Annotated in this window: 26 protein-coding genes and 1 riboswitch; of the genes, 5 read left to right on the forward strand and 21 right to left on the reverse strand. The window is 53.9% G+C overall.

All coding sequences use genetic code 11. From position 1 onward, the window contains the following. Positions 1 to 11 precede the first annotated feature (11 nt). The 8 genes from AC0VXT_RS01900 to ccoN all read right to left on the reverse strand — a co-directional run bounded on the left by AC0VXT_RS01900 (position 12) and on the right by ccoN (position 7,290). Complete coding sequence (locus AC0VXT_RS01900) at positions 12 to 1,736, reverse strand: heavy metal translocating P-type ATPase metal-binding domain-containing protein (protein WP_475547275.1); 1,725 nt, start codon at positions 1,734 to 1,736, stop codon at positions 12 to 14. Next, positions 1,733 to 2,251: a FixH family protein gene (locus AC0VXT_RS01905; protein WP_022731644.1), complete on the reverse strand. Its 519-nt coding sequence runs from the start codon at positions 2,249 to 2,251 to the stop codon at positions 1,733 to 1,735. Before AC0VXT_RS01905 ends, AC0VXT_RS01900 begins: the two co-directional genes overlap by 4 nt. Positions 2,252 to 2,287: 36 nt before the next feature. Then, positions 2,288 to 2,668: a FixG Ig-like domain-containing protein gene (locus AC0VXT_RS01910; protein ID WP_475547276.1), complete on the reverse strand. Its 381-nt coding sequence runs from the start codon at positions 2,666 to 2,668 to the stop codon at positions 2,288 to 2,290. After that, a complete protein-coding gene (gene ccoG / locus AC0VXT_RS01915; protein WP_475547277.1) occupies positions 2,646 to 3,782 on the reverse strand; it encodes a cytochrome c oxidase accessory protein CcoG in 1,137 nt (378 codons plus the stop codon). The genes AC0VXT_RS01910 and ccoG overlap by 23 nt, the downstream gene beginning before the upstream one ends. A gap of 242 nt (positions 3,783 to 4,024) precedes the next feature. Then, on the reverse strand, positions 4,025 to 4,897 hold the full coding sequence (ccoP, locus tag AC0VXT_RS01920) for a cytochrome-c oxidase, cbb3-type subunit III (protein WP_475547278.1): 873 nt from the start codon (positions 4,895 to 4,897) through the stop codon (positions 4,025 to 4,027). Between the two features lie 15 nt (positions 4,898 to 4,912). Then, entirely contained in the window at positions 4,913 to 5,074 is a 162-nt protein-coding gene (locus AC0VXT_RS01925; RefSeq protein WP_022731641.1) for a cbb3-type cytochrome c oxidase subunit 3, read from the reverse strand. Between the two features lie 14 nt (positions 5,075 to 5,088). Further along, on the reverse strand, positions 5,089 to 5,820 hold the full coding sequence (ccoO, locus tag AC0VXT_RS01930) for a cytochrome-c oxidase, cbb3-type subunit II (RefSeq protein WP_022731640.1): 732 nt from the start codon (positions 5,818 to 5,820) through the stop codon (positions 5,089 to 5,091). A gap of 12 nt (positions 5,821 to 5,832) precedes the next feature. Beyond that, the gene (gene ccoN / locus AC0VXT_RS01935) at positions 5,833 to 7,290 is read right to left on the reverse strand and encodes a cytochrome-c oxidase, cbb3-type subunit I (protein ID WP_022731639.1); all 1,458 of its coding nucleotides are present in this window, start codon (positions 7,288 to 7,290) and stop codon (positions 5,833 to 5,835) included. 419 nt (positions 7,291 to 7,709) lie between these two features. Here ccoN and AC0VXT_RS01940 point away from each other — a divergent pair, with 419 nt between their 5' ends. The 3 genes from AC0VXT_RS01940 to AC0VXT_RS01950 all read left to right on the forward strand — a co-directional run bounded on the left by AC0VXT_RS01940 (position 7,710) and on the right by AC0VXT_RS01950 (position 10,522). Then, entirely contained in the window at positions 7,710 to 8,219 is a 510-nt protein-coding gene (locus AC0VXT_RS01940) for a hypothetical protein (protein ID WP_475547279.1), read from the forward strand. A gap of 75 nt (positions 8,220 to 8,294) precedes the next feature. Then, complete coding sequence (dapF, locus tag AC0VXT_RS01945) at positions 8,295 to 9,140, forward strand: diaminopimelate epimerase (RefSeq protein ID WP_022731637.1); 846 nt, start codon at positions 8,295 to 8,297, stop codon at positions 9,138 to 9,140. 188 nt (positions 9,141 to 9,328) lie between these two features. After that, positions 9,329 to 10,522 (forward strand): phosphoglycerate kinase, encoded by a 1,194-nt coding sequence (locus tag AC0VXT_RS01950; RefSeq protein ID WP_475547280.1) that lies wholly within the window; start codon positions 9,329 to 9,331, stop codon positions 10,520 to 10,522. A gap of 148 nt (positions 10,523 to 10,670) precedes the next feature. Here AC0VXT_RS01950 and AC0VXT_RS01955 read toward each other — a convergent pair whose 3' ends face one another. From AC0VXT_RS01955 to gpmI, 11 genes are all read right to left on the reverse strand, one after another. Further along, positions 10,671 to 10,919, reverse strand: coding sequence for a hypothetical protein (locus AC0VXT_RS01955; RefSeq protein ID WP_475547281.1), 249 nt, complete (start codon positions 10,917 to 10,919; stop codon positions 10,671 to 10,673). A 207-nt stretch (positions 10,920 to 11,126) separates the two neighbouring features. Continuing rightward, complete coding sequence (locus tag AC0VXT_RS01960; RefSeq protein ID WP_475547282.1) at positions 11,127 to 12,113, reverse strand: squalene/phytoene synthase family protein; 987 nt, start codon at positions 12,111 to 12,113, stop codon at positions 11,127 to 11,129. 110 nt (positions 12,114 to 12,223) lie between these two features. Next, a complete protein-coding gene (locus AC0VXT_RS01965; RefSeq protein WP_475547283.1) occupies positions 12,224 to 12,898 on the reverse strand; it encodes a hypothetical protein in 675 nt (224 codons plus the stop codon). Positions 12,899 to 13,116: 218 nt separating this feature from the next. Next, a complete protein-coding gene (locus tag AC0VXT_RS01970) occupies positions 13,117 to 13,962 on the reverse strand; it encodes an alpha/beta fold hydrolase (protein ID WP_101303084.1) in 846 nt (281 codons plus the stop codon). A 38-nt stretch (positions 13,963 to 14,000) separates the two neighbouring features. After that, complete coding sequence (locus AC0VXT_RS01975; RefSeq protein WP_475547284.1) at positions 14,001 to 14,807, reverse strand: methyltransferase domain-containing protein; 807 nt, start codon at positions 14,805 to 14,807, stop codon at positions 14,001 to 14,003. A 64-nt stretch (positions 14,808 to 14,871) separates the two neighbouring features. Beyond that, positions 14,872 to 15,063, reverse strand: coding sequence for a hypothetical protein (locus AC0VXT_RS01980; protein ID WP_022731629.1), 192 nt, complete (start codon positions 15,061 to 15,063; stop codon positions 14,872 to 14,874). A gap of 84 nt (positions 15,064 to 15,147) precedes the next feature. Beyond that, the gene (locus AC0VXT_RS01985; protein WP_475547285.1) at positions 15,148 to 15,708 is read right to left on the reverse strand and encodes an RNA pyrophosphohydrolase; all 561 of its coding nucleotides are present in this window, start codon (positions 15,706 to 15,708) and stop codon (positions 15,148 to 15,150) included. Positions 15,709 to 15,757: 49 nt separating this feature from the next. Further along, on the reverse strand, positions 15,758 to 17,332 hold the full coding sequence (locus AC0VXT_RS01990; protein ID WP_475547286.1) for a divergent polysaccharide deacetylase family protein: 1,575 nt from the start codon (positions 17,330 to 17,332) through the stop codon (positions 15,758 to 15,760). Positions 17,333 to 17,366: 34 nt separating this feature from the next. Beyond that, positions 17,367 to 18,668, reverse strand: coding sequence for a S41 family peptidase (locus AC0VXT_RS01995; RefSeq protein ID WP_475547287.1), 1,302 nt, complete (start codon positions 18,666 to 18,668; stop codon positions 17,367 to 17,369). After that, positions 18,665 to 20,002, reverse strand: a complete 1,338-nt coding sequence (locus tag AC0VXT_RS02000; RefSeq protein ID WP_475547288.1) for a murein hydrolase activator EnvC family protein — start codon at positions 20,000 to 20,002, stop codon at positions 18,665 to 18,667. The genes AC0VXT_RS01995 and AC0VXT_RS02000 overlap by 4 nt, the downstream gene beginning before the upstream one ends. Before the next feature lie 13 nt (positions 20,003 to 20,015). After that, a complete protein-coding gene (gpmI, locus tag AC0VXT_RS02005; RefSeq protein ID WP_475547289.1) occupies positions 20,016 to 21,608 on the reverse strand; it encodes a 2,3-bisphosphoglycerate-independent phosphoglycerate mutase in 1,593 nt (530 codons plus the stop codon). Positions 21,609 to 21,894: 286 nt separating this feature from the next. After that, positions 21,895 to 21,989, forward strand: a riboswitch (glycine riboswitch). A gap of 203 nt (positions 21,990 to 22,192) precedes the next feature. On the opposite strand from gpmI, the gene AC0VXT_RS02010 reads away from it, so the two are divergent. Further along, positions 22,193 to 23,635 carry an L-serine ammonia-lyase gene (locus AC0VXT_RS02010; protein WP_475547290.1) on the forward strand — a complete coding sequence of 481 codons (1,443 nt, stop codon included), beginning with the start codon at positions 22,193 to 22,195 and terminating at the stop codon, positions 23,633 to 23,635. A 161-nt stretch (positions 23,636 to 23,796) separates the two neighbouring features. Beyond that, on the forward strand, positions 23,797 to 24,330 hold the full coding sequence (locus tag AC0VXT_RS02015; RefSeq protein ID WP_475547291.1) for a dihydrofolate reductase family protein: 534 nt from the start codon (positions 23,797 to 23,799) through the stop codon (positions 24,328 to 24,330). 141 nt (positions 24,331 to 24,471) lie between these two features. Here the strand turns inward: AC0VXT_RS02015 and rlmH are convergent, their stop codons facing one another. Together rlmH and rsfS are read right to left on the reverse strand one after the other, a co-directional pair. Continuing rightward, positions 24,472 to 24,930 carry a 23S rRNA (pseudouridine(1915)-N(3))-methyltransferase RlmH gene (gene rlmH / locus AC0VXT_RS02020; protein ID WP_475547292.1) on the reverse strand — a complete coding sequence of 153 codons (459 nt, stop codon included), beginning with the start codon at positions 24,928 to 24,930 and terminating at the stop codon, positions 24,472 to 24,474. A 138-nt stretch (positions 24,931 to 25,068) separates the two neighbouring features. After that, positions 25,069 to 25,458, reverse strand: a complete 390-nt coding sequence (rsfS, locus tag AC0VXT_RS02025) for a ribosome silencing factor (protein ID WP_022731620.1) — start codon at positions 25,456 to 25,458, stop codon at positions 25,069 to 25,071. Positions 25,459 to 25,470 lie beyond the last annotated feature (12 nt).

Consider the following 25,470-nt stretch of genomic DNA (forward strand, 5'->3'; position numbering starts at 1 on the left):
TCGCAAAAACGTCAACTGCCAAGACGAATTTCACCGGCAAGTGTTTCAACCACCAGACCCAGACCCGGCTTTTCAACCACATTTTTGAGTGGTGAAACATCGCCGACCGCGCGCACCAGCGCACGGGATAACGGGTGGTTGCTGCTGGCAGCTATTTGGGCGGCAAGGGCCAATGCATCCGGATCAGCCGTGCCATATAGTTCGGGTTTGCCGGTGGTCAGTGTGCCGGTTTTATCGAAAATCACCCCGGTAATTTTTGTCAGCCGTTCCAGTGCAGTTGCCGATTTGACAAGAATGCCGGCACGGAGCAAGCGGCCCGTGGCAATGACTTGGACCACGGGGACGGCCAAGGCCAGTGCGCAGGGGCAGGTGATGATCAACACTGCAATGGCATTCATCAGCGCGTCATTCCACGTAACGCCGCCCACAAGCCACCAGCCAACAAAGGTGAGGAGCGACAATAGATGGACCACCGGGGCATAGGCCTTGGCCACCCGGTCGGCAATGGCGACGTATTTTGCCCGGCCCTGTTCGGCATTTTCCATCAGGCGCACGATTTCAGACAGAAGCGTGCTGTTACCTGTTGCCGTTACACGGATGCGCAAGGGGGCCGATATATTGGTTGTTCCGGCGAAAACCGTTGCGCCGGGCTTGATTTGGGCAGGGATGCTTTCGCCCGTAATCACACTGGTGTCGACATCTGACTGGCCGTCGGATACTTCGCCGTCAATGCCAATGCGTTCGCCTGCCGCGACCAGAACGGTCATACCGGGTTTTGCTTTTTCCGGAGAAACAAGGCGTCTGGTGCCGTTATCTTCAATGATTGTGATTGAGCGTGCGCCAAGGGATAAAAGATGTTCGGCAGCGGATCTGGCCTGCCCGCGGGCACGGCCATCAAGGTAACGCCCGATCAGCAAAAAGAACAAAAGTGTAATGGCCGAATCATAATAGGCGTGTGGCGCGCTTTGAATGGTTTGTGCCAAGCTCATGCCCAAGGTAAGGATCACGCCCAGACTGATTGGTACATCCATATTGACCCGACGATGGCGGATGGCCCCCAAGGCAGACCGATAAAACGGCATACCGGCATAGGTCGCAGCAGGCACGGCAATCAGGGCGGAAATCCAATGAAACAGATCACGGGTTGCCCCACCCATGCCCTGAAAATATCCCGCCCAGACAGACACAGACAGCAGCATAACGTTGCTGGCGGCAAAACCGGCAACTGCGAGACAGCGCAGCAGTTCCTTGTTACGCGACTGGGTGGCCTGTTCAAGGGCGGCCGGGTCAAATGGAATAACCCGGTAGCCCATTTGAAGAACAGGACGCAGCAGGCCATCGACATCTTCAATCTTGCCCGTCCAAGACAGGCGCAACCGGCGTGTGGTCATATTGACCCGTGCCGCCACGACGGAAGCATTTCGTTGCAAAAGGGTTTCAATCAGCCAGACACAGGCGGCACAATGAATGCCATCCACCATCAGATGCAGGTGATGCGTGCCGTTGGCATCCGTGCTGGCAAGATCGGTGAAATCGAAATGGCCGAAATCCTCTTCGTCCGGGCGAAGGGCCCTGGCTTTGGGATCAATCGCGCGGCGCTTGTAATAGGACGACAGGCCCAATTCACCCAAAAGCGCGTAGGCACCTTCACAGCCCGTGCAGCAAAAATCTGGTGCGGCAGGGGACATGGATGTGACGCGTTCGCCGCAATGGCGACAGGTGGCAGATTGGTTCATGGCTGTACGACGACATACTCGACTGTTTGGTAATCATCCCCCATGGCGTGTGCGATGGTACGCAACTGCCAGCGGCCATAAACCGGAAAATTGGCACTGGCGCGATATTCGCCCGGTGCGATTTCGACCATCGGTACGGTCTGATCAAGGTCGTCGCGGTCTGAACGGTTCAGCACGACAGACATTTTCGCCCCGGTAATCGGATTGGAGTCGCGATCGCGAAACAGTACGGAAATGGTCGCGTTTTGGTTTATGACGCCTGCAACCGATAGCTTGCTGCGCCAGCCAAGTTCTTGTTGGCGGGCTGCACCGGACATGGCGGCATTGTAATTATTGCCTTCTTCAAAGGCGTGTTTGGTGACAAGCCCGTTCCAGCTGGTCATGGAAAAGGTAATAAGCGAGATATTGGCAATCAGCATGACAGCAAAACCGCCAACAAAGTACCACGGGATCCAGCGGTCCGATTTGCGCGGGCCGTTTGTGTTTGTCGATTGTGAGGTCATCTGTGTTGCCATGGGTTTATCTCCTGTGCCCAAGAACGCGGTGTGTCACTAATGCGCGGTCTTTGGGCCGGCAAATACTGTATCATAGGTTATGGAATTGGCATCTTTTCGGTCGGTGACTTTGAATTCAAACGGGGTTGCATCACCGTCCAGACTGTCGGGGGCAGCGGCAATAAAGACGCGGAAACTACCCACCCGGTCGGGTGCCACATCAAGATCGAAACTACCGTCCTGATTGGGTTCAAGTCCGATGACCTGCATTTGTGTCGGGGTGATGCCCGTGACCGTCAGGGCATAGGTTTTTGTTGCCTGTTCCTTGTTCAGGACCTTGATCGTGTAACCGTTGCGTACATCCCCGTCCGACAGACGGACAAACAGCGGGTTGCGATCACGCAAGACATTCAGCTCAAGGACAGAACGATTGAGCAAGCCAAACATCATCACCGATGCGACAAGGGTCAGAATGACGGCATAGAAAATCGTGCGTGGACGTATGAGGCGTGTATGGGTGGCTTTGCCCACGGCGCGAAGCTGGGTGTTTTGGATCGAGTTCAAACCGGACCAGATCGCGCGGGAAGCCGACCTTGTCCATCATCTCGTTACAGGCATCGATGCATAGCCCGCAGCCAATGCATTCCATCTGCAGACCATCACGAATATCAATTCCGGTTGGGCAGACATTGACACAGGCATGACAATCAATGCAGTGCCCGGTTTCGGGGACTTCGCCGCGGACAAGGTTTTTGCGTTTGATCGGGCCGCGCGTTTCGCCGCGCCAGTCTTCGTAGGTGACGATCAGGCTTTCATCATCGAGCATCGCAGACTGGAACCGTGGCCACGGGCACATATAGGTGCAGACCTGCTCACGGCCCCATCCAGCCAGAAGATAGGTTGAAAAGGTTAGTGATGCGATGGTGACATAAACCGCAAGAGACGCATTGCCGGTGAATACATCGACAACAACCGTTGGCGCATCGTTGAAATACAAAACAAACGCGCCGCCGGTTGCCATGGCAATGCCGACCCAGGCCAAATGCGTAGCGCCGATTTTCCAGATTTTTTCCAATGTCCATTTTGATTTATCAAGACGCACACGCGCATTGCGGTCGCCTTGGATATGGCGTTCGACCAGCATGAAAAGATCGGTCCACACTGTTTGCGGGCAGCCATAGCCACACCAGATGCGACCAAACAGTGACGTTGCCAAAAATAGTCCGATGGCGGCCAGGATCAAAAGCCCGGTGATGTAATAGACTTCCTGGGGCCAGATTTCGATAAAGAAGAAATAAGCGCGCCCCAGATCCATATCGATCAAAACCGCCTGATCGGGGGCGGTTGGCCCGCGATCCCAGCGCAGCCACGGGACAACCCAGTAGATTGCCAAAAGGGCAATCAGGGCAAACCATTTGAGGTTCCGGAAATACCCGGAAACACGTTTGGGGTAGACCTTGTCGCGGGTTTTATAAAGCGGTTGGTCACGATCATCTTCACCGTCGGTGGCGATCGTGGTGGGGTCGGGATGCTGCAAATCGGACATGGCCATGTTCGCTACCTGAATTTTACGCCGCACAACTTCGACTGCTCTCTGTGGTGGAACCACCAGCCGGGCTCTGCGGCGGCGCTGCCATCACATTTGATGTGTCTGACAGCTTTGTGGGGCAGGCTCGAATTATTCAAATCTTAGACTGAAAGTACAAAAAGCCCGCCGCTGTCACCATGATGCACGTCAATTGCTGACAGGATCATTTACGTGACGGGGCGACGGGCTTTCTATTTGCGAGGGCCTTACTGACCACCCCCAAGGGAGTGGACATAAACGGTCAGCATTTTGATGGTTTCTTCGTCCAGTCGGTCGCCCCAGGCCGGCATCACGCCGCGCCTGGAATTTGTCACGGTGTCCGTCAGGGTTGCCTGATCGCCGCCATATAGCCAGATGGCGTCGGTTAGGTTTGGCGCGCCGAGTTCCTGAATACCTTTGCCGTTGTCGCCATGACAGGCAGCACAGTTTTCTTCAAAAACAATCGCACCACGCTGGGCGGCATCCCCGTCGGTCGCCCGATTGGAATAGCCCATGACAAACTGCACGACGTCGTTGATGTCTTCGCGTTCAAGCAATCCATCACGGCCAAAGGCAGGCATGTCGTTAAGGCGGGTATCTTCGTTTGCATCCCAGCGAATGCCGACATGAAGCGTTTCATTGATCGCATCAAGCGAACCGCCCCAAAGCCATGCATCATCCTGAAGCGACGGGAAACCGGGATTGCCCGATCCACCGGTGCCATGACAGGGCGCGCAGTTATCAGCAAAGATTGCCTTACCCCCGGCCATCGAGAAATTCAGAAGTTCCGGATCATTGACAACTTCACTGACATCAAGTGCAGCCAGACGTTCCATGTAAGGGGCGCGTTCGGCAGCAACATTGGCCATGGTTTCGTGCAGTTGGGTGCGGTTGGTCGTGCCAAACGTCCCCTTGAGATAGTCGGTCGCGGTTGGCCATGATGGGTAAACAACCCAATAGCCAACAGACCAGATGATGGTGACCCAGAAAACGTAAACCCACCAGGATGGCAGGGGCGTATTCAGCTCCTTGATGCCATCCCATTCGTGGCCGGTTGTTTCACGCCCGGATACTTGGTCTTTTTCGACGTTTGTCGGCATTGCTCTGTTCTCCCCTTAATCCTGATCCCGCAAGGGAATCTGGGCATGCGCTTCCATGTCTTTGTTGCGTTTTTTGCTTGGCCACATGACCCAGGCAATAATCGCGCTAAACAGCAGCATCAGCCACAAACCCCAGAGAGGGCGGAAAAAGTCAGCAAGTTGCGTAAAGAATTCCATGACTTTTCCTTCCCCTAGCGCAGGTTCATTTGCGGGTTGTAAGTGGTAAAGTCGACCATCCGGCCCAACACCTGCAGATACGCAATCAGCGCATCCATCTCGGTCAGTTTTTGCGGATTTCCGTCAAAATCACCCGTCGCCGCCTTCGGATAGCGTGCAAGGAAATCGTCGTCATAGGCGGCGTCCTCGCTTGCTTGCAGGTAAAGGTCTGCCTTGGCGGCCTCGATCATCTCGTCGGTATAGGGAACCCCAACCATTTTGAGCGTTTCGAGATGCGCCTTGGCGTCATCGAATTCCAAGGCACGGTTCGCAAGGAACGGGTAGCCCGGCATGATCGATTCCGGAACCACAGAACGCGGATCGGTCATATGGGCGACATGCCAGGCATTGGAATATTTCGCACCGACACGGGCCAGATCGGGACCGGTTCGTTTTGACCCCCACTGGAACGGATGGTCATACATCGATTCGGCCGCAAGGCTGTAATGGCCATAGCGTTCGACCTCGTCACGGAACGGACGGATCTGCTGGGAATGGCAATTGTAGCACCCTTCGCGGAGATAGATGTTGCGACCCGCCTGTTCGAGCGGCGAATAGGGTCGCACCCCTTCGACTTTTTCAATGGTCTGTTCCATCGTAAACAGCGGCACAATTTCGACAATGCCGCCAATGATGATGGTCAGGAAAATGCCAAGGATCAGAACGAAGACGTTCTTTTCAACAATATGGTGTTTCTTAAGAAGCATGTTTCGTCCCCCTTATTCGGCCGCAACGGTTGCGGGTGTGCCAATCGGTGCTTCGTTGCGCAGATCGCCACGGATCGTTTTGTAAACGTTCCAGACCATCAGGAACGAGCCGAGCAGGAACAGCAGCCCACCGGTTGCACGAATGATGTAGTAGGGATGCATCGCCTCGACCGTTTCGATGAAGGAATACTGAAGGAAGCCAAGTTCATCGTAAGCACGCCACATCAGACCCTGCATGATCCCCGATACCCACATCGAGGTGATGTAAAGAACGATGCCAATGGTACCGAGCCAGAAGTGATGCGATACAAGACGCATGGAATAAAGGCGTTCACGGTTCCAAAGGACCGGGATCAAATGATAGATCGCCCCAAAGGATACGAATGCGACCCAGCCAAGTGCGCCGGAATGCACGTGACCAATGGTCCAGTCGGTATAATGCGACAGGCCGTTAACCGCCTTGATCGACATAACCGGACCTTCGAAGGTTGACATGCCATAGAAGCCAACAGCCGCCACCATGAACCGCAAGACCGGATCAGTGCGCAGTTTGTCCCATGCACCTGAAAGGGTCATCAACCCGTTGATCATTCCACCCCAGGATGGCATCCACAACATGATCGAGAAGGTCATGCCAAGGGTCTGCGCCCAGTCAGGAAGGGCGGTGTAATGCAAGTGATGCGGACCGGCCCAGATATAGAGGAAGATCAGCGCCCAGAAGTGAATGATCGACAGACGGTATGAATAGACCGGACGTTCGGCACGTTTGGGGATGAAGTAATACATCATGCCAAGGAAGCCAGCCGTCAGGAAGAAACCAACCGCGTTATGGCCGTACCACCACTGGGTCAAGGCATCCTGCACGCCGGAAAACATCGAATAGGATTTGGTGCCAAACAGCGAAACCGGAATCGCAAGGTTGTTGCCCAGATGGAGCATCGCAATCGTGACGATGAATGCCAGATAGAACCAGTTCGCGACATAAATATGCGGCTCGCGACGTTTGAGCAGCGTGCCGACAAACACAGCCAGATAGCACACCCAAACGATGGTCAGCCAAAGATCGACAAACCATTCTGGTTCAGCATATTCACGACCCTGAGTAACGCCCGTGACATAGCCGATTGCCGCCATGACGATAAAGAGCTGATATCCCCAGAATACAAATGCCGGAAGCGCCTTTCCGCCATAAAGCGAGGCGCGGCAGGTCCGTTGAACCACATAGAATGACGTCGCCAACAGCGCATTGCCGCCAAAGGCAAAAATCACCGCAGACGTGTGCAACGGGCGCAAACGCCCGAAGTTGAGATATTCTATATCGAAGTTGAGGGCCGGAAACGCCAATTGCCAGGCGAGAACATCGCCCACCAAAAAACCAATCACACCCCAAAATACGGTCGCCAGTGCGCCCCAGCGCACAACGTCCATATTGTAATTAACAGCAACAGATGATGGTGCTGTCTGTGCCATGCTCCCCTGGCTCATGCTCGACTCCCGTTCAAGGTATTCGGGGAACTGGTCAACCTTTGGCTGGCCGGTTCCAATCTGTCCCGGTGAACGGCATGCTGCTTACAAGCTGCCATTCCCCTGCACCAAAAGCCCCACCCATACGGTGTCGTCCCGGATGGGCGACATCGTCACAGGCGAGGTTTTCTTAAGTCTTGAGCGATTATGCGGGATTGTGATGGTCACGCCATTGATGTGCATCAATGTATGCGCTTAAAACCTTCCTGCTACTCAATCATAAGAAAATATGGGCCTGCATATTTAAGGACTCTTCAGTGCTGAGAGTGTTTATGCGCGGTTGGCCGGGCAAAGGTGTTGATGCACATCAAGGTTGGGCCGAATTATTTGCGCCATGATCGGGAAAATTCCCAAGGATTAGGGCCATGGCAGCAACATATTACGCACGTCCCCTTACATCGCACACAGCCGACATGACGTATCCGCTGGTGCAGATGTTGCAGGCTGATCTGACGTTTGATCGGTGGTGTGAATTCGTCGCCGAATGTTGTTCACCCACGTCCGAGATCGTGCCCGGCGAGGGATGCGAAGACATTCTTTGGCTGCGGTCGCGCGGTATTATCGTGGTTGCTAACGAGCGTGGGTATATCCACGGGCTGTTTTCCTATCAGGTGCATGATGACATGGCCGATGGTCGTGTTCTTCATCTTGATAATGTGATGACGGTGGAAATTGTTTCACGGCCCTATGTGCTCGATGCCATGCGCGAAGCCATGACCCGATTGGCAGCGGAACATCAATGTGGGAATGTTTATGTCTCGCTTGGTGAAATGGACAAACGCCAACGCGATTATTTCAAGGCGGCCGGTTTCACACCGCGCAAAGTACGCTATTGCGCACCAGCGACACCTTTCAAGCCGGCAATCTCTGCCTGACCAACAGGTGGGGCGCTTATATGTCGTGATAAGCCGCATGTGGACGCAGGGTGAAATCATGATTATAAGGCAGGTATGAACGGTATTCCTTTTGTCAAAATGCATGGTCTTGGAAATGATTTCGTTGTCTTTGACGGACGACGTGATCCCGCTGTGCTCGATCTTGATCACGCAACCGCTGCCCGTATCGCGGATCGTAAAACCGGTGTTGGCTGTGATCAGTTGATTGTTATTGAGCCCGCTCGTGACGAGCTGGCCGATGCGTTTATGCGCATCCGCAACAATGATGGCGGCGAGGTCGAGGCCTGTGGCAATGCGGCGCGTTGTGTCGCCAATATTGTGATGGGTGAACTTGGCCGCAAAGACGTGATCATCGAAACCGTGGTTGGGTTGCTTGATGCCAATGGTTTGGCAGATGGGCAGATCACGGTTGATATGGGACAGGTCAAACTGGACTGGCGCGATATTCCGTTGGGCAGTGCGGTTGATAGCAACCATATTCCGCTGTCGCTGGGGCCGCTTTCGGACCCGGTCGGGGTAAATGTTGGTAATCCGCACGCTGTTTTCTTTGTCGATGATGCCGAGGCGATTGATATTGAAAAGCTTGGTCCGGTTCTTGAGCATCATGAAATGTTCCCGGAACGGGCGAACATCGAAGTATGCAGCATCATTGGTGAAAACCAGTTGCGCATGCGGGTCTGGGAACGCGGTGTCGGTGTGACACGCGCGTGCGGCACGGGGGCATGTGCCGCCGGTGTTGCTGCGGCACGACGTGGATTGACCGGGCGCAAAACCGAAATCATTCTGGATGGTGGCAATTTAACCATCGAATGGCTGCCCGATGATCATGTTTTGATGACCGGGCCGGTTGCGACCAGTTTTTCGGGCTTTGTGCATGCGTCGCTTTTGGCCCATCACTGATCAGGTTTCGATAACCGGCCCACACGAATTGTGAAGGCCGGTTTTTTGACAGGTATTCTTATGGACCCCATCTGGCCTTGCGTCGGTTGTGCTGATCGGGCAAAACAGGGCGCATCAGGATTTGGTCCAATCCATGTCGGGACATCCCCCATCCCGTCTTTTGTAAAACTCAAAAGCAGGTTCAGATAATGGCTGACTTTAATACGCTTGACGGTGTCAATGTCGCTGGCAAGCGCGTTTTGCTGCGCGCTGATCTTAACGTCCCGATGAAAGACGGTGTTGTCGGGGATACGACCCGTATCGACCGAACCGTTCCCGGGCTGATCGAACTGGCCGATGCCGGTGCGAAACTGGTTGTGATCACCCATTTTGGCCGTCCGAAAGGTGTACGTGTACCGGAAATGTCGCTCAAACCGGTCGCAGAGGCACTTGCCAAACAACTTGGTCGTCCGGTGAAGTTTGCTGATGATTGCATTGGTGATATGGCAGCTGGTGTTGTGAACAGTCTTGAAAACGGTGAGATCGCCCTTTTGGAAAACCTGCGCTATCACGCAGAAGAAGAAAAAAACGATCCGGCATTTGCCGCCGAACTGGCCAAGCTTGGCGATATTTATGTCAATGATGCCTTTTCATGCGCGCACCGTGCACATGCTTCAACCGAGGGACTGGCACGCGCGTTGCCGTCTTATGCAGGTCGTTTGATGCAGGTCGAACTCGAAGCATTGAGCGAGGCGCTTGAAGCGCCGAAACATCCTGTGATGGCGATTGTTGGTGGTGCCAAGATTTCGACCAAACTTGATCTTTTGGGCAATCTGGTTGCCAAGGTTGATCAGTTGGTGATTGGCGGCGGCATGGCCAATACGTTCCTGGCCGCCAAGGGTGTCAATGTTGGTAAATCGCTGTGCGAGCATGATCTTCTTGAAACAGCACGCGAAATTTTCAAAAAGGCCGAAGCCGCCAATTGCGAGATTGTGTTGCCGGTCGATGGTCTTGTGGCCAAGGAATTTGCTGCCAATGCGCCGCATGATGTTTCTGACATCAATGATGTTGCGGATGACGGTATGATCCTTGATGCCGGTCCAAAAACGATCGAAGACCTGAATAAGCGTCTGGAATCGTGCGAAACGCTGGTGTGGAACGGGCCTCTGGGTGCGTTTGAAATCACCCCGTTTGACACGGCAACCGTTTCGGTTGCGCAGCATGCCGCCAAACTGACCAAGGAAGGCAAACTTCTTTCGGTTGCTGGCGGTGGTGATACGGTTGCAGCCCTGCGCCATGCCAATTCTGATCAGGCATTTTCCTATGTCTCGACGGCTGGCGGTGCTTTCCTTGAGTGGCTGGAAGGCAAGGTTCTTCCGGGTGTTGCGGCCCTGCGCGGTTAACCCTGTCGCACCACAGAACACCAAAATGATAAACCTCGCCAATTTGGCGGGGTTTTCTTTTGCATCCCAAAGCGGTGCAGCATTGCTCGACAGAAGCAAAGTCGGCGCAAAAGGCCTGATCAGGAGCGTTCCGGCTTGTTTGCCGTGGTCATTCAGCTTTTTCTTGATAGAAAATGAGCCCGATGCTCCGCAAAACTGGCGGGACTGATCGAATGATGTGGGCCAGCCCCAAAACAAGTACGCCATGTGATGTGCCAACATTTCCAGACATGACATCATCAAAAAGTGTGTCGCCGGTATCATTCAGGGCGGTGAACAGTAATATGAAGCCAACAGTAGCATCGACCCATTGGTTGCGGATCCAGGATTCCACCTTTTTTAGCAACGGAAACATCAATTAACCTCTTTTGCGAACGAGAGAGAGGCCGCAGGGAAGTCTTTTCGTGAATTTTGGCTCTTTTAGTCTGGTTTCCGACATTTGGGACGAGTTTGGCAAAGTCAAATTCGTTGCGGCCGTTATTTTGCTAAATTGTGGCGAAAAACATCATGGTTGAGGTTTGCTCGAAGGTCGAGCCTCTTTGTGAATTCGAGCCAACAGCCCGTCTTATTGTTCGTTAACGTCCGGCAGGCTGCTTTGGGCTGTGATTTGCATAATCTCGTCGCGGTCCGACAGAAACGCGGCATATCCATTTTCCATCATCGCCCCACCCAGTTCGATATAAACCGTAAACAGGCGCGACAGGGTGTCGGCTTCGTCAGCATCAAGAACGGACAGCAATTCGCCAGAGCGGGCCTGACCGGTTTCAAAATGTTCCCAAGCATGTTCCATCAGGATCGAGCCCAGAAGATCAAGATCGCTATATCGGCCCTGACCGATAGCGTTGCGAATTTCACCAATTGTAATATCGGCCGCAATCAAAACTTCGGACGGGATGGTGACGAGGCGGTCGGGGCCTTTGATGTCTTCGGGAAGGTCACGCAGGATATGGATGATGTAGCAGAAAATCGCCATGTCGCGCGCATGATACAGCGGTGCATTCGTCAGCGGCGACGTATAGCCAATTGCCTCATCATACCGTGCCGACAGCAGATAAACGAAAATCGATGCCGGTGCGGCAGTCGCCCCCTCGCAATAGGAAATGAAATCGTCCCATTCATCCATCGGGTCTTCGGCAATATCGCGGCGCAAGGCGTCGGCAAGTTCGATCCATGGATCGGTTGCAAGATCGCTCCGCCCCAGTGTTTGACGCAACGCATCATAGACATCCGTGTCAAGGGGGCCGGTTTCAGGTAGCGGATTGGCCTTGTCAGCCTTGGAAGCAACAATCTGTGCTTGCCAGTTATCAAGGGTCGCAAGGACGTTTTCACGGTCGAATTGACGTTCGGTGTCTGGCAGTTCGAGAAAACCGTCGTCGACAATATCGTCAATTACCCGCATGGAGGCGTAACTTGCCAAAAAGAACCGCTGGCGTTCCGGGCTAAGCCGCATGGCAGCGCGATAAAGATTGGCATTCTTGGCCGAAGCAAGCGCATTGCAGGCGTCAAATGGTGCGCCAAGGATGACTTGTTCGGGCTGGTGCGGAGTGCTCATGCGCGTTTATATGTCCCTGTGTTTCCTGCCAAGAGTCATACAGGACAGCAAGGTGACGCAACAAGGTATTTGATGGTTGATCGGCCAAAAGATACAACGGCGAAGATGGATCAAAACTCGATCCGGTAGCGTGCGGTCAGGCCCAGCATGGCATCAATGCCATCAAGCATGCCTTGATGCGTTTGGGAAGGTGTCAGGCTGTGCGATACGCTGCCGTGCAGCCCGATCCAGATGTCTTCAAGCGGCATGAAGGATAAGGATGCGGCAAGCCCGGCATCATCAAAGCCGCTGCTGCCATCCGAGAGCATAATACGCGATGAGCGCGTTTGATGCTCATAGCTTCCGGCTTCATACGCACCGAAATTATCCGCCCTTGAACCGCTGAGATCGACAAAGGGGCCGACGGCAATGCCGACATCCGGGGTTGGGGCATAGCCAAGGCCAACTTGCGCACTCATACCGTTTGTGGCGGTAGTCTGCCCGTTAAGTTCAAGCCAGACCTGTCCGGCGTCATCAGTGTTGTTGGTGTCATCGGGGCTGATTTGGATGCCATATGTTGTGCGGCCGGAGATATAGCGCCCCAAACTGTTATGGCCAGCCGGGGGTAAAATGCCTGACATGAGATTGCCACCCGGCACAAGGTAGGATGACGAAGACGAAGGGGCATCTGTCATGGTTGATGTCGTCGTTGACTGCGCATAGGCAGTATCCAGCGGGCCAAATCCGAATACGGTGGCCAGCGGCGCTGCAAGCAGCCAGTTGATCGACAAATGCGGGTTCGTCATGCGGCTTGTTCCCAAGCAGTAAGAAACAGCACAACATTCGACGCGAGGCTCAGGACAAAGCCTGTACGCTGGCCAACTTGGGCAAGATCGGTGTCGGTCCCATACCAACGATGTATCTGTTCGCGGCGTTAATTATTTTGGCTCAACGTTTCGCGAACAGTCAGGCATCAGGCTATTTGGGCCGGGTTTTGTATGGTGCGGCATTCGTTTGAGAATGCCTATTGCGACTGGCCGGTCAAAAATGCCCTGATAGCGTTTATTTGTGCTCTGTCATTCAAATGGGGAGCATGCCCGCAGTTCGCTACTGCGAAAATCGGCATTTGTGGTTTTTTTTGTTTCATCTTGTCGACGATGCGACGCGGTATCAGGTCGGATTGTTCACCGCTGATCAGCATAACGGGGCAGGGAAGCGCATCAAAAACGTCCCATGCATCAAAAGAATCAATATGTTCGGCAAAGACGCGCATGACTTCGGGATCGTAATGCATCATGAAATTGCCATTGGGCAGACGCCGAACTGAACGCGATGCCAAAAACGACCAGGTTGCATCATCTTTGACCCCGAATGGGGCATAGATCATCCGAACGATCTTTTCGACCTCGTCGATTGTTTCAAATTCCGGTGCAGCACCAACGTAGGATTTAATACGGTCAACGGCACCTTGATCCAGTTCGGGGCCGATATCATTGAGAACCAGCTTTTCAATGCGCCCGGCGACTTCGGCGGTGGCATAAAGGCCAATCAACCCGCCCATTGATGTGCCAATCCAGTCGCACGTATCAACATTGAAGTGATCAAGCATCTCAAATGTCTGGGCGACATAAAACGGGACGGTGTATTCCTGATCGGGGTTCTTTGCCCAGCTTGAAAAACCCCGTCCGATCATGGTTGGGCACAGCACATAATACTGATCGGTAAAATGAGGTGCGACATGATCGAAATCATCTGCCAGACGGGCAAGGCCGTGGCTCATGATCAGGGGGCGTTTCGACGGATCGCCCCAGCTTCTGACATGCATTTCATAGCCGCAAGCTTTGACGAAATGTTCGCGAAAGTCAGCCATATGAATGTTCCTGTCAGCAGTTGGCGTTATGGTCGGATTTATGCCGGGCGTTTGCGCGCAATCATGAAAAGCCGGTTGAATGGAAACAGGGTGCGGCCATCATCGCGCGGGGGATAAACCTGAGACAGCCGTGCCTTGTATTTTTCGGTAAATTTTGCGCGGGCTTCATCATCGGGCAGGGCCGCCATTACCGGACGCAGTGTGGTTGAACTGACCCAGTTGTGCACCGGGTCCTCGCCGGTCAGCACATGGCAATATTGGGTTTGCCAAAGATCAATGTCGTCACATTCAGGTGCTATCGCATCAAAATAATCGCCGGGGCGCATGATGCGTGCGGCATGCATGGCCTTGGCCACTTCCTTTGGCCAATCAAGACCGGCTTCGCCGATCAACTGATGGCTGGGAGCAAGGAAATTATTGGGGACCTGAATGGCCAGTAACCCGCCGGGGCGCACGAAACTTAAAAGACGTGGAAACAGTTTTGAATGATCGGGCACCCAATGAAGGGCGGCATTGGAAAACAGAAGGTCGACTTTCTCTTCTGGTTCCCAACTGGCGATATCACCCTTTTGCCAGTCGATGTTTTCGTCGCGCTTTTGGGCGGTGTCGATCATTTCATCAGATGAATCAACCCCGACAATTTTAACGGTATCGGTTGCGGTGCCCGGATAGGCGGCCGCCAGCAATGCGGTGACATTGCCCGGGCCGCAGCCCAGATCAACGATGTGACGCGGTGAAAATCCGTCGGCCGCTTTGGGTAAGCGGGCAATCAGGTCGATGGCCGGTCGTTGGCGTTCATTGCCAAACAAACCGTAACGGGCGGGATCCCAATGTGTATTGCTCATAGACTATCCCTAACGCGCATCGACCCGGATTGAAACCTGTTAGTTGCAAGGGTTTGTATGCTGATTACGCGTGGTCGGCTTCTTCAAGCTGATCATAATGGCCTTTGATCAGGTGGAACATGAACAAGACAGCACCAATAAACAGGGCCAGACCGACAAAATAAGAATAACCGTCATGCGAACCCGACGCATAAAACAGGCCGAAAATGCCGACCACGATGGTCAGAACACCAAAGATAACCCGATCCGTACCCATGTTGGAACTCCTCTAAACCACTGGTATTTTGTATGTCATGAAATTGGGTGAAAAACACGTCGCAATCAAGCCGCGATGGTGGGGTTATAGACCCTTCATTTCACGAATTCTTTGCGGTACATCACGAAATGACTCAGCAATTTGCAAATAAACCGGTCGTTTGAACGGTACAATCAGGTCGGGCAAAGTGACAAAATCCGTCCAGCGCCACGCATCAAATTCAGGATTTGGCACATCAATCTTGATGTGTTTGTCTTTGCCGGTAAAGCGCATGGCGAACCATTTTTGTTTTTGGCCGCGATAGGCACCCTTGAACGCCTTGCCGATCAAATGGTCCGGCAGGTCGTAGGTCAACCAGTCTGGCGTTTCAGCAACGACTTGAGCCTTATCGGTGCCGATTTCTTCTTTAAGTTCGCGCATGGCGGCATCAAGGGCAGTTTCGCCGTCATCAATCCCGCCTTGGGGCAGTTGCCAAGCCCCTTCAAATCCAAGCCTGTTGCCCATCCAGACCAGACCGTCGGCATTAAAAAGGGCAATGCCGACACAGGGTCGATAGGGCAGGTCTTCGGCCTGAACCTTTGGGGTGTTGGGTGTTGGGGTATCCATGTCGGTTGCCGGGGTGGTGGTTTTGATCTTACGCGCCATGATGGCTCCTGACTACGGAAGTACCAGACAAGACTGGCACTTTTTCCAGCTAGTTTTCAATGGTGTTGGTTGGTTCGGCAGATCCGTCGCCATTTTCTTGCGCGGCGGCAGCTTCGTTTTCCAGTTGTTCGGCCTGACGCCTTGCGGCTTCGGCTTCGTCGGCGGACTGGGCGGTGACCTGACGGTTTGCAAGGGCACTTACAGGCGCGAGAACAACGCCTTGCCGACGTAATCTGAAAGCCCAGTTTTTAAGCCGCTGAATGGTGACAGGGTAGGATTGGGCAAAGCCGATGGCTGCACCATTGCGTTTGGCCAGTTCAACAAGTTCATTTAACCGAGCATCAATTTCGCGACGGCTGGGAACGTCATCAATCACGATGTTGCCAACGGCATTTGGAGAACTGGCATTTGCGGCCAGTTGCGCGCCATAGCTTGCGATGCCGCTGTTGGATCCTTCGACATACATCAGACCCGACCGGGTGATGATTTCAAGCACCGGACGGATGGCGCTATCCATGCTGCCAAACTTTGATCCCTGATGGCTGACAAGTCCGGCGTACCCCGGGAACCGGGCCAGCAACCATTCAAGCCGAACAAGGTTTTCCCCCTCCGACAAGGAGGTCAGAAGCGCACGTGGTCCCGGATCGGAAAGCGGGAAATCATTGGGTTCCATCGGCACTTGCAAGAAGACTTCATGGCCCATGGCGCGTGCATCCATTGCGACCTTGGCAATGTCGCGGGCATAGGGTGAAATCCCCAAAGAGATGTTCAGTGGCAGATCATTGATGGCAGCCTCTGTACGGGCTGTATTCAAACCCACACCGGTCAGGATGATGGCGACATAAGGCTGATTCTCGACGGTTTCAAAGGGACGTTTATAGGCGTCAAACGGGGTTGTCCCATCATCCCCAATCCGTGGAATTCGGCCAAAGCTTCCTTCTTCGTCAAGGCCAGGCACAGGGGCCGGGCGCAAGGGATCAGGTTCAATCGGATCGTCAATTGCGCCTTCTTCTGCGATCAGGGCCGCGAGTTCTTCGGGGGTTGGCTGCGTACTGTCGCCTGTAGTGCCATCTTGGTTGGGAGCGCCGATCAAATCAGACACACCCTCGAGCTGATTGGCGATATCGTCTGAAGTTTGTCCGTTTTCAGGTGTGCCGTCTGGCGCGGTTGCGTCTTGGGCTGCGCGATCACGATCCTGAACATCCTGAACGCCGCGCGAAATTTCTTCCTGAAGTTCACGTTCGGATCCAGGCACTGCAACGGTGGCCTTGGGACCGCCAAGATGGAACAGGCGCCATCCGGTTTCAGGATCAAGAACCGGGATCATGGCAACAGCTGTTGCGCCAAACGGGAATATGAAAAGCGTGATGATCAGAAGTTTAGACAGCCAGCTGCGCCGCGATTTCGGGCGCTTTGGCATTTTCTTGACCTGAACTTCAATCGGCAATTCGCTGAACAGAAGGTCGTCTTCGTCAACGCCGTCGGATGCGGCGTTATCCGCATCCGACATGGCGTCGTTCATCCCATCGTCGAGGTCATCAGCCATATCATCGGCCACGTCCTCGTCGAAATCGCCGTTCTTTTTCTTACCGAACGGCAAAGAATTTAGGATTTTCCTGAACACGACTTGTCAGTCTCTCACGATGCCGTTTTGGTCCTTAACCTTGCGGGCGCGGACCAAACAGGGAAATGCCCCTAATCATGTCCAGCGCACGCGACAGCTGATAATCGTCAATCGCAAGCTGTTCGGCATCATCGCGGCGGGAATTTGCATCCTTTTCCGCATCTGAGGTGCCTTCATCTTCATTGCGCAATGCGCCACTGAGCGATGCTTCGGAGCGACGTACATCGCTTTCGATGCTTTCGACGCGGGCCTGCGGGACGATGATGTCAGGTACGATACCGACTTCCTGAATGGATTTTCCAGACGGGGTGTAATAGCGCGCTGTCGTCAGACGAAGGGCGACGTTGCCCGGCATCGGCAGGATGGTTTGCACCGATCCCTTGCCAAAGCTGCGTGTGCCCATGATCACGGCACGGCGATGATCCTGGAGCGCACCGGCAACAATTTCAGATGCCGAAGCAGACCCGTCATTGATCAGAACAACCATCGGTAGGCCCTCGGCCAGATCGCCAGTGCGGGCGTTATAGCGTTCGGTGTTTTCCGTGTCGCGCGGACGGGTAGAGACAATTTCACCCTTATCAAGAAACGCATCGGAAACCGAAATTGCCTGATCAAGCAAACCGCCCGGATTGTTGCGCATGTCAATCACCAGTCCCTTGATTTCAGGGCCGATCTGATCGCGCATGTCGCCAATGGCGCGCTGCAGTCCGCTAAAGGTTTGTTCGTTAAACTTGGTGATCCGGATATAGCCGATCTCTTCTTTGACTTCGGCGCGGACCGATTGGATTTTGATCACGGCCCGGGTCAGGGTGACATCGAACGGGGCCTGTTCACCCTTGCGGATGATGGTCAGAATGATGTCGGTATTGACCTTGCCACGCATCATCTCGACGGCATCGTTCAGTGTTTTACCACGGATGGCGGTACCATCAATATGGGTGATGAAATCGCCCGGCTGCAGACCGGCCTTCTCAGCAGGCGTGTCATAGATTGGCGAGATGACTTTGACAAAGCCTTCTTCCATCGTGACTTCGATGCCAAGCCCGCCGAACTCGCCGCGCGTGTTGACCTGCATTTCCTCGAAATTATCCATGTTCAGATAAGAGGAATGCGGATCAAGAGATGTCAGCATGCCGTTGATAGCGGCTTCTATAAGCTGCTTATCATCGACTTTTTCGACATATTTTGTTTTGACCTGTTCAAAAACATCGCCAAACAGGTTCAACAGGCGATAGGTCTCGGCCGAGGAGCTTGAAGACTGCGCCAAACTAGGCGACGCAAGGCCGAAAGTCATGCCGGTCGCGAGAGCGAGTACTGCCAATCGAGAGGTTTTCATCCACTTACCTTGCCGTTTTTCGAGGCCAGCCACGGAAGCGGATTAATCGCTTCTCCGTCCTGACGCATCTCCAGATACAGTTTTGGCGCAGTTTCACCCATAATACCAACAGGTTCGCCAGCCAACACATATTGTCCTACCACACTGTCGAGCCGATCAAAACCGGCGATAAGACTATGGTATCCTTCGCCGTGTTCGATAATCAAGAGGCGACCGTAACCGCGGAAAGGACCAGAAAAGACAACTTTACCGTCAAAAGGGGAGACAACCTGCGCATTTTCGCGTGTGCTGATCTCGATCCCCTTCGACCGGGCGACGGTTAAACCGTCGGGCCCACGTGATTTTTCACCAAACAGTGTGACGACTTTGCCACTGACGGGCATGCGCAAATGGCCGCGCGCCAATGTGATGGAACTGCCAACCGCAAACTTTTCGTCATCCGCACTTTCCGCACTGGAGGCATTGCCCTTTTCGGCGGGTGGTTTGGGTGGTTCATTTTTCGCAATTGTCGAGGAGCCCAGCGTATCACTATCGGGTTCGGTGCGCTTGGCTAATTGTGGTTCGGGCTGTTGTTTGATCTGCTCGTCCGGGCGCATGCGTGGTATCGGCAGCCCTTCGGCGCGTGTACGCAAGGTCGCCAACAGGTCACCAAGTGACTTTGCCTCGTCGGCAAGCTTGCTGACGGCTTTGGCGGCTTCGCGGGCTTCTGCCTCAGTTTCCGACCGTAAACGGCGTTTTTCATCAAGTAACGCGGCAAGGGATCCGCGTTCTTGTTGTAGTGCGGCGGTTGCCGTTGCCATTTCTTCACGGCGGTCGCGGATGTCAGCGCGCAATGTCGAGATGTCATGCAGTTCGTTGCGCAAATCACGGGCATGCTGTTCAACACCGGGCAGGGCGGCCTTTAACAGAACCGCAGACCGCAGCGTATCTTGCGGCGATGTTGGCAGCGCAATCACGGCCTCGGGCGGGGTGGTTGAAAGCCGCTGAAGCGCCATCAGAATGCGGGCATATTGCCCGGCCTTGTCTTCTAGGCTGGTATTGGCACGTTTTTCACGTGCCTCAAGCGTTTCGAGCTGGTCTTCAAGGTCGGTCAGGGTCGTTTCAAGCCGCTGGGTGCGGCGTGCAACCGAAATGGCTTCGGATTGCAGGGCTTGTTCTTCGGTCCACAACTCACGCGATTTACGCGACAGGAATTCTTCCTGTTTTTGCTGTTCGGAAAGCTGATTTTCAAGCTGATCAAGTTTACGATCAACCTTTTGCAGCGATTGGGCAAAAGAAGGCGCTGCCCCGCCTGCAACCAGAACTGCAAAAGCAGCCAGCGCAGGCAGGGACATCTTTGAAGCTGTCTTAGCTCGCAAGAAGCGCATCATGTCCTTTCAGACCCTTAAGCAAGGGCGTGCCGGTCATCTCATCAGGTTGGGCAACACCAAGCAGTTGCAGCAATGTCGGTGCGACATCGGCAAGACGCCCATTTTCAAGCGTTACCCCTTCTGGACCGTTAACAAGAATGGTCGGCACCAGATTAAGCGTATGGGCGGTGTGTGGTTCGCCGGTTTCCGGGTTGACCATGACTTCGCAATTGCCGTGGTCGGCGGTCACAAACGCAACCCCGCCAACCGATTTGATCGCGTCAATTACTTGCCCAAGGCAGGTGTCGACCGCTTCGGCGGCTTTCATCGCGGCGCTCAGAATGCCGCTATGGCCAACCATATCGGGATTGGCGAAATTGAGGATAATCGCGTCATAGGTTTCTGCCTTGATTGCGGCAACCAGTTTTTCGGTTACTTCCGGGGCGGACATTTCAGGTTGGAGGTCATAGGTTGCGACCTTAGGCGATGCCACCAGAATGCGGTCTTCGCCCTCAAATACCTGTTCTTCACCGCCGTTAAAGAAGAACGATACATGCGGATATTTTTCGGTTTCCGCAATGCGGAGCTGTTTGAGCCCCGCCTTGGAAACGACTTCGCCAAAGATATTTGGCAGAACCTGTGGCGGGTAAATCGCATCCATATAGGCCGCATGGGCCGATGAATATTCGACCATACCCGCGGCAACGGCGAAGTTGACCGGCGTGCCACGATCAAACCCGTCAAATTCCGGCGCACAGAGGGCGGCCAGAATTTCACGCGCGCGGTCCGCACGGAAATTGGTCATCAACAGACCATCACCATCCTTGATTCCGTCAAAATCACCAATCACAGTCGGCAGGACAAACTCATCGGTGGTGTCGGCGTCATATGCGGCCTTAATCGCAGCTTCGGCACTTTGCGCGGTGTGGCCATCTGCGTAATTTTTGCCCTGCACCATTGCAAAATAGGCCTGACTGACACGTTCCCAGCGATTGTCACGGTCCATCGCGTAATAGCGACCGGTCACCGTGGCAATTTCAACATTGGCATCGCCAAGAAGGGCGCGGAATTTCTCAAGGAACTTGGCGGCACTTTTAGGTGCGGTATCGCGCCCATCAAGATATGCATGGATTTTGACTGGAATCCCAGCCCTCGCAATAATCTTTGCCAAGGCCGCCATATGGACCTGATGGGAATGAACCCCACCGTCCGACAGGAGACCTGCGATGTGGCAAACGCCTTTGCTGTCGGTCAGTTTGGCGATGACTTTTTTGACCGCATCGGTGTTGGCGATGGAACCGGTTTTGACGGCTTCGTCAATTTTGGGCAACTCCTGCATGACAACACGACCAGCCCCCAGGTTCATGTGACCGACTTCCGAATTGCCCATCTGACCCTCGGGCAGGCCAACATCCAGACCACAGGCCTTTAAAAAACCGGTTGGATAGGTAGCATAAAGTTCATCCCAGACAGGCGTGTTGGCCAAGGCAACAGCGTTGTCCTTGGTTTCTTCACGATATCCCCAGCCGTCCAGAATGCACAGCACCACAGGACGCGGGCGCTTTACGGAATTCAACTCAGTCACGTTCATAAACCCCACAGATAAGAATACTGATACAGATAAAGGCTGAATTTCCTGTAAATATGGTGACTTACAGGATGGTTCGCCAGAAATCCTGTTGTGCGCACTGGGTGGGACAGCCGTCAATCACATCAGGAAAATGTTCGATAGCGGCAATTTAGCATGAAACCCCTGTGATAGCAGCCACCCGACAGGTGAATTTTTTGCAGGTGCAAAGCTGCTTTTTGACAGGGGGGCATGGCGCGGATACTCTTGCCGACAACGGTGATCCTCAGAGGTGACATTTATGGCATCTCGTACCGTGACGGGAGAGTTCGACCATTGCGGTGGTCGGCGCCGAAGGAGCAATAGCCCCAAAAAACTCTCAGGCAGATGGACCGTCGCGGATTGAGGCTCTGGAGAGAGAAAAAGAAAGTCGCATCTATCATATCAGGGCGATGTTCGGATTCCACCGAAGGATGAAATCCGGTTGGCAGAAACATTGTTTTTGCAAGCAGGGGTACAATCTCAGGTCAAGGGACAGAGGGGGCGAGACACCGGTTCGCAAACGGCGCGACTTTTCGCGCGTTCAAGAGCCGTGAAGGAGGCCCTTTATGACCAATGTTCCCGCCACCGATCCCTCTTCGGGATCGCAAGGCAGATCATCACATGACGTAAACCTGTCTGTTGTTGATCTTTATACCATTGGGATCGGACCATCGAGTTCGCATACGGTTGGCCCGATGCGTGCGGGGTACCGGTTTTGTCTTGAGCTTGAAGCACGCAATCTTTTGGCCAAGACAGGCAGTGTGATTGTCGATTTGTATGGGTCACTTGCCCTGACCGGCAAAGGTCATGCGACAGATACGGCGGTGATTATGGGGCTTTGCGGGCAGCGGCCGCGCAGCATCGATCCCGACCAAATTCCCCCAACCATTGCCGCGATTGACGCCAATAAGCAGCTTTCACTGTATGGGCAGCATGCGGTGGCGTTTAACCGCGATACCAATCTGGTTTTTCATTTTGCCGAGACCCTGCCGCAACATCCCAACGGCATGCGCATTACCGCCTTTGACGGTGATGGGGTTAAAATCCACGCACAGGAATATTTTTCGGTCGGTGGTGGGTTTATTGTGTCTGGCGATGATCGCGGGGCGGAATATTCTGGCGATAACATTACCCTGCCATTCCCGTTTTCATCAGCCGATGAGCTGATGGCGATCTGTAAGCGTGAAGGAAAGTCGATTTCCGACATCATGATGGCCAACGAGCAAAGCTGGCGGGTCGCTGAGGAAACCATTGAATTTCTTGATCGAGTGCACGGCGCGATGATGGCCTGCATTGATCGGGGCTGCAAAACCGATGGTATCTTGCCCGGTGGATTAAAAGTCAAACGCCGGGCCAGCAAGCTTTATCATGAATTGACCGACAAACCCGAAGCGGGCCTTCGCGATCCGCTGACCGTGATCGACTGGGTTAATCTTTATGCGCTGGCGGTGAACGAAGAAAATGCTGCGGGTGGGCGGGTTGTGACCGCACCGACCAACGGGGCAGCCGGGGTTATTCCGGCGGTGCTGCGCTATTACGAACGGTTCGGGGCCAATGCCAGCCAGATTAAAATTCGTGAGTTTCTTCTGACGGCAGCGGCGATTGGATCAATCTATAAAAAACGTGCATCGATTTCGGCTGCTGAGGTTGGCTGCCAGGGTGAGGTCGGGGTTGCCTGTTCAATGGCGGCCGGGGCTTTGTGTGCGGTCATGGGCGGAACGCCAGAACAAGTTGAGAATGCCGCCGAAATTGGTATGGAGCATAATCTTGGTCTGACCTGCGACCCGATTGGCGGGCTTGTGCAGGTGCCCTGCATCGAACGCAATACCATGGGGGCGGTTAAGGCGATCAATGCAGCCCGGCTGGCGCTGCGCGGTGATGGGCAGCACACAGTGTCACTTGATAAGGTGATCGAAACCATGCGCCAGACGGGACTCGACATGCAAAGTAAGTACAAGGAAACCAGCCAGGGCGGCCTTGCGGTTAATGTGAACGTTGTTGAGTGCTAAAAGCTGTTCGGAAGAATAGGGTGTCAAATCAATGCCTTCGGATGTGATGTTCGGAGGCATTGATGTGTCCGGCCTCTTTGTTGCCATCGTTGGTTGGCAATCTGCTATGCTTGATTGAGGGAAAAGGGGCAAAGACCCCACCAAAGGTTGGATATAAACACATGAGCAAAAAGCTGTTCCGCATTTACATTGCGGTCAGTCTGGATGGCTTTATCGCGCGTGCCAATGGTGCGGTCAACTGGCTGGATCAATATGATCCGGCCGAATTCGATTTTGATAGCTTTCTGGACACCGTCGGGACCTTGATTATTGGCCGGAAGACCTTTGATCAGGTCATGCAATTTGGCGACTGGCCGTATGAGGACTGTCGCACCATCGTTTTGACATCCCGTGAATTGCCAAAAGACCGGCCCGTCAATACAGAGGCCTATGGTGGCAGTATCATCGAACTGGTTGATCAGTTGCGGAGCAACCGGGCTGATGATGGTGACATCTGGATCGTTGGTGGGGGATCTGTGGTGACACAGTTCCTGTTTGGTGGTTTTGCTGACCAGCTTGATATTTTTACGGTTCCCGAAGTTCTCGGACAGGGGATTTCGTTGTTCGGTCAGGATGCAGGTGGGATTAAGCCGAAATTGCTGGCCACCGAGCGCTATAATTCAGGGGTTGTCCGTTCCCAATACGGATTGCATTAAAAAACGAGAAATCGCGCCGGAGCCAAGCCGTTCTGGTGCGATTCCTGTTTTATGATCTTTGCTCAGGCGTGCCTGTTTCATCACCCGCCGCAGTTTTCTTTTCGCGAGTGTAATGAACGAAGTTTAAGCCGCCGGGGTAGATTATTCGCGGTGGTAGGGATGGTTGGTCTGGATGGCGTGGGCGCGGAAAAGCTGTTCGGCGATCAGGGCGCGTACCAGCATATGAGGCCATGTGGCCTTACCTAGCGACCAAAGCGTATTGGCGCGCGATTTCAAGGCGGGCCCGTGCCCGTCTGCTCCGCCAATCACGAATGCGATATTGCCGGCATATTGGTCAATCCAGCCTTCAAGTTTTTGGGAAAACTCGATCGATCCATATTCCTTGCCGCGTTCATCAAGGGCGACAACGAACGCGTTGTCAGGGATGAGGCCCAGCAGAAGTTCTGCTTCACGGTCTTTAAGCTGATTGGGGGGAAGTTTTTTCTTTTCTTCGACTTCGCGGACAACGAATGGCCAGCGAAGGCGCGCGGCATAATGGTCAAACAGGTCTTTTTCCGGGCCGGATTTCATGCGGCCCACAGCAGCAAGAGTAATTTGCATACGTTTTATCCAGACCTTTGACCGGGCCGTTATCTTGAGTGTCGTCTTGACAACATCGCGCAGTATGAAGCCGATACTGCGTGCAACCGCCTGATTGCACGCAGGCCAGCGACATGCCCAAACAAAGGGTGCTGACTGTTAATACAGTCGCGCGGCCTGCTGTTTGAGTGCCGGATTTTCAACGCCCCACATCTCTTCGATGTTGTAGAACGCACGTACTTCCGAGCGGAACAGATGAACAATGACGTCGCCGGTATCAACCAGCACCCAGTCACCCTGTTCTTTGCCTTCGGCGGCAGCGCGGCCTTGTCCAGCGGCTTTGATGGCTTCGACAATATGTTCGGCCATGGAAGCTACACGACGTGACGATGAACCGGTTGCAATGATCATGTGATCTGCAATCGACGTCTTGTCGGTCAGTTCGATGGTGACAATGTCTTCGGCCTTGTCTTCTGCGAGAGTACTCTGGATCAGCGAAAGCATTTCGCTCGGGTTCAGAGTTGTTTTTGCGGTACCTATGGTCGCCACCTTAATTTTCCG

The sequence above is a fragment of the Thalassospira sp. Z349TD_5 genome, assembly GCF_056173045.1.

Excerpts from the sequence above, each read along its gene's own strand:
- AC0VXT_RS02000 (WP_475547288.1), bottom strand. The coding sequence starts at position 20,002 with ATGTCCCTGCCTGCGCTGGCTGCTTTTGCAGTTCTGGTTGCAGGCGGG.
- AC0VXT_RS01940 (WP_475547279.1), top strand. The coding sequence starts at position 7,710 with ATGGCAGCAACATATTACGCACGTCCCCTTACATCGCACACAGCCGAC.
- ccoP (WP_475547278.1), bottom strand. The coding sequence starts at position 4,897 with ATGCCGACAAACGTCGAAAAAGACCAAGTATCCGGGCGTGAAACAACC.
- AC0VXT_RS02010 (WP_475547290.1), top strand. The coding sequence starts at position 22,193 with ATGACCAATGTTCCCGCCACCGATCCCTCTTCGGGATCGCAAGGCAGA.
- AC0VXT_RS01950 (WP_475547280.1), top strand. The coding sequence starts at position 9,329 with ATGGCTGACTTTAATACGCTTGACGGTGTCAATGTCGCTGGCAAGCGC.
- AC0VXT_RS01975 (WP_475547284.1), bottom strand. The coding sequence starts at position 14,807 with ATGAGCAATACACATTGGGATCCCGCCCGTTACGGTTTGTTTGGCAAT.
- ccoN (WP_022731639.1), bottom strand. The coding sequence starts at position 7,290 with ATGGCACAGACAGCACCATCATCTGTTGCTGTTAATTACAATATGGAC.
- rlmH (WP_475547292.1), bottom strand. The coding sequence starts at position 24,930 with ATGCAAATTACTCTTGCTGCTGTGGGCCGCATGAAATCCGGCCCGGAA.
- AC0VXT_RS01980 (WP_022731629.1), bottom strand. The coding sequence starts at position 15,063 with ATGGGTACGGATCGGGTTATCTTTGGTGTTCTGACCATCGTGGTCGGC.
- AC0VXT_RS01925 (WP_022731641.1), bottom strand. The coding sequence starts at position 5,074 with ATGGAATTCTTTACGCAACTTGCTGACTTTTTCCGCCCTCTCTGGGGT.
- AC0VXT_RS01965 (WP_475547283.1), bottom strand. The coding sequence starts at position 12,898 with ATGACGAACCCGCATTTGTCGATCAACTGGCTGCTTGCAGCGCCGCTG.
- AC0VXT_RS01900 (WP_475547275.1), bottom strand. The coding sequence starts at position 1,736 with ATGAACCAATCTGCCACCTGTCGCCATTGCGGCGAACGCGTCACATCC.
- AC0VXT_RS01905 (WP_022731644.1), bottom strand. The coding sequence starts at position 2,251 with ATGGCAACACAGATGACCTCACAATCGACAAACACAAACGGCCCGCGC.
- AC0VXT_RS01995 (WP_475547287.1), bottom strand. The coding sequence starts at position 18,668 with ATGAAAACCTCTCGATTGGCAGTACTCGCTCTCGCGACCGGCATGACT.
- ccoG (WP_475547277.1), bottom strand. The coding sequence starts at position 3,782 with ATGGCCATGTCCGATTTGCAGCATCCCGACCCCACCACGATCGCCACC.
- AC0VXT_RS01970 (WP_101303084.1), bottom strand. The coding sequence starts at position 13,962 with ATGGCTGACTTTCGCGAACATTTCGTCAAAGCTTGCGGCTATGAAATG.
- ccoO (WP_022731640.1), bottom strand. The coding sequence starts at position 5,820 with ATGCTTCTTAAGAAACACCATATTGTTGAAAAGAACGTCTTCGTTCTG.
- AC0VXT_RS01960 (WP_475547282.1), bottom strand. The coding sequence starts at position 12,113 with ATGAGCACTCCGCACCAGCCCGAACAAGTCATCCTTGGCGCACCATTT.
- AC0VXT_RS02015 (WP_475547291.1), top strand. The coding sequence starts at position 23,797 with ATGAGCAAAAAGCTGTTCCGCATTTACATTGCGGTCAGTCTGGATGGC.
- AC0VXT_RS01985 (WP_475547285.1), bottom strand. The coding sequence starts at position 15,708 with ATGGCGCGTAAGATCAAAACCACCACCCCGGCAACCGACATGGATACC.
- gpmI (WP_475547289.1), bottom strand. The coding sequence starts at position 21,608 with ATGAACGTGACTGAGTTGAATTCCGTAAAGCGCCCGCGTCCTGTGGTG.
- dapF (WP_022731637.1), top strand. The coding sequence starts at position 8,295 with ATGAACGGTATTCCTTTTGTCAAAATGCATGGTCTTGGAAATGATTTC.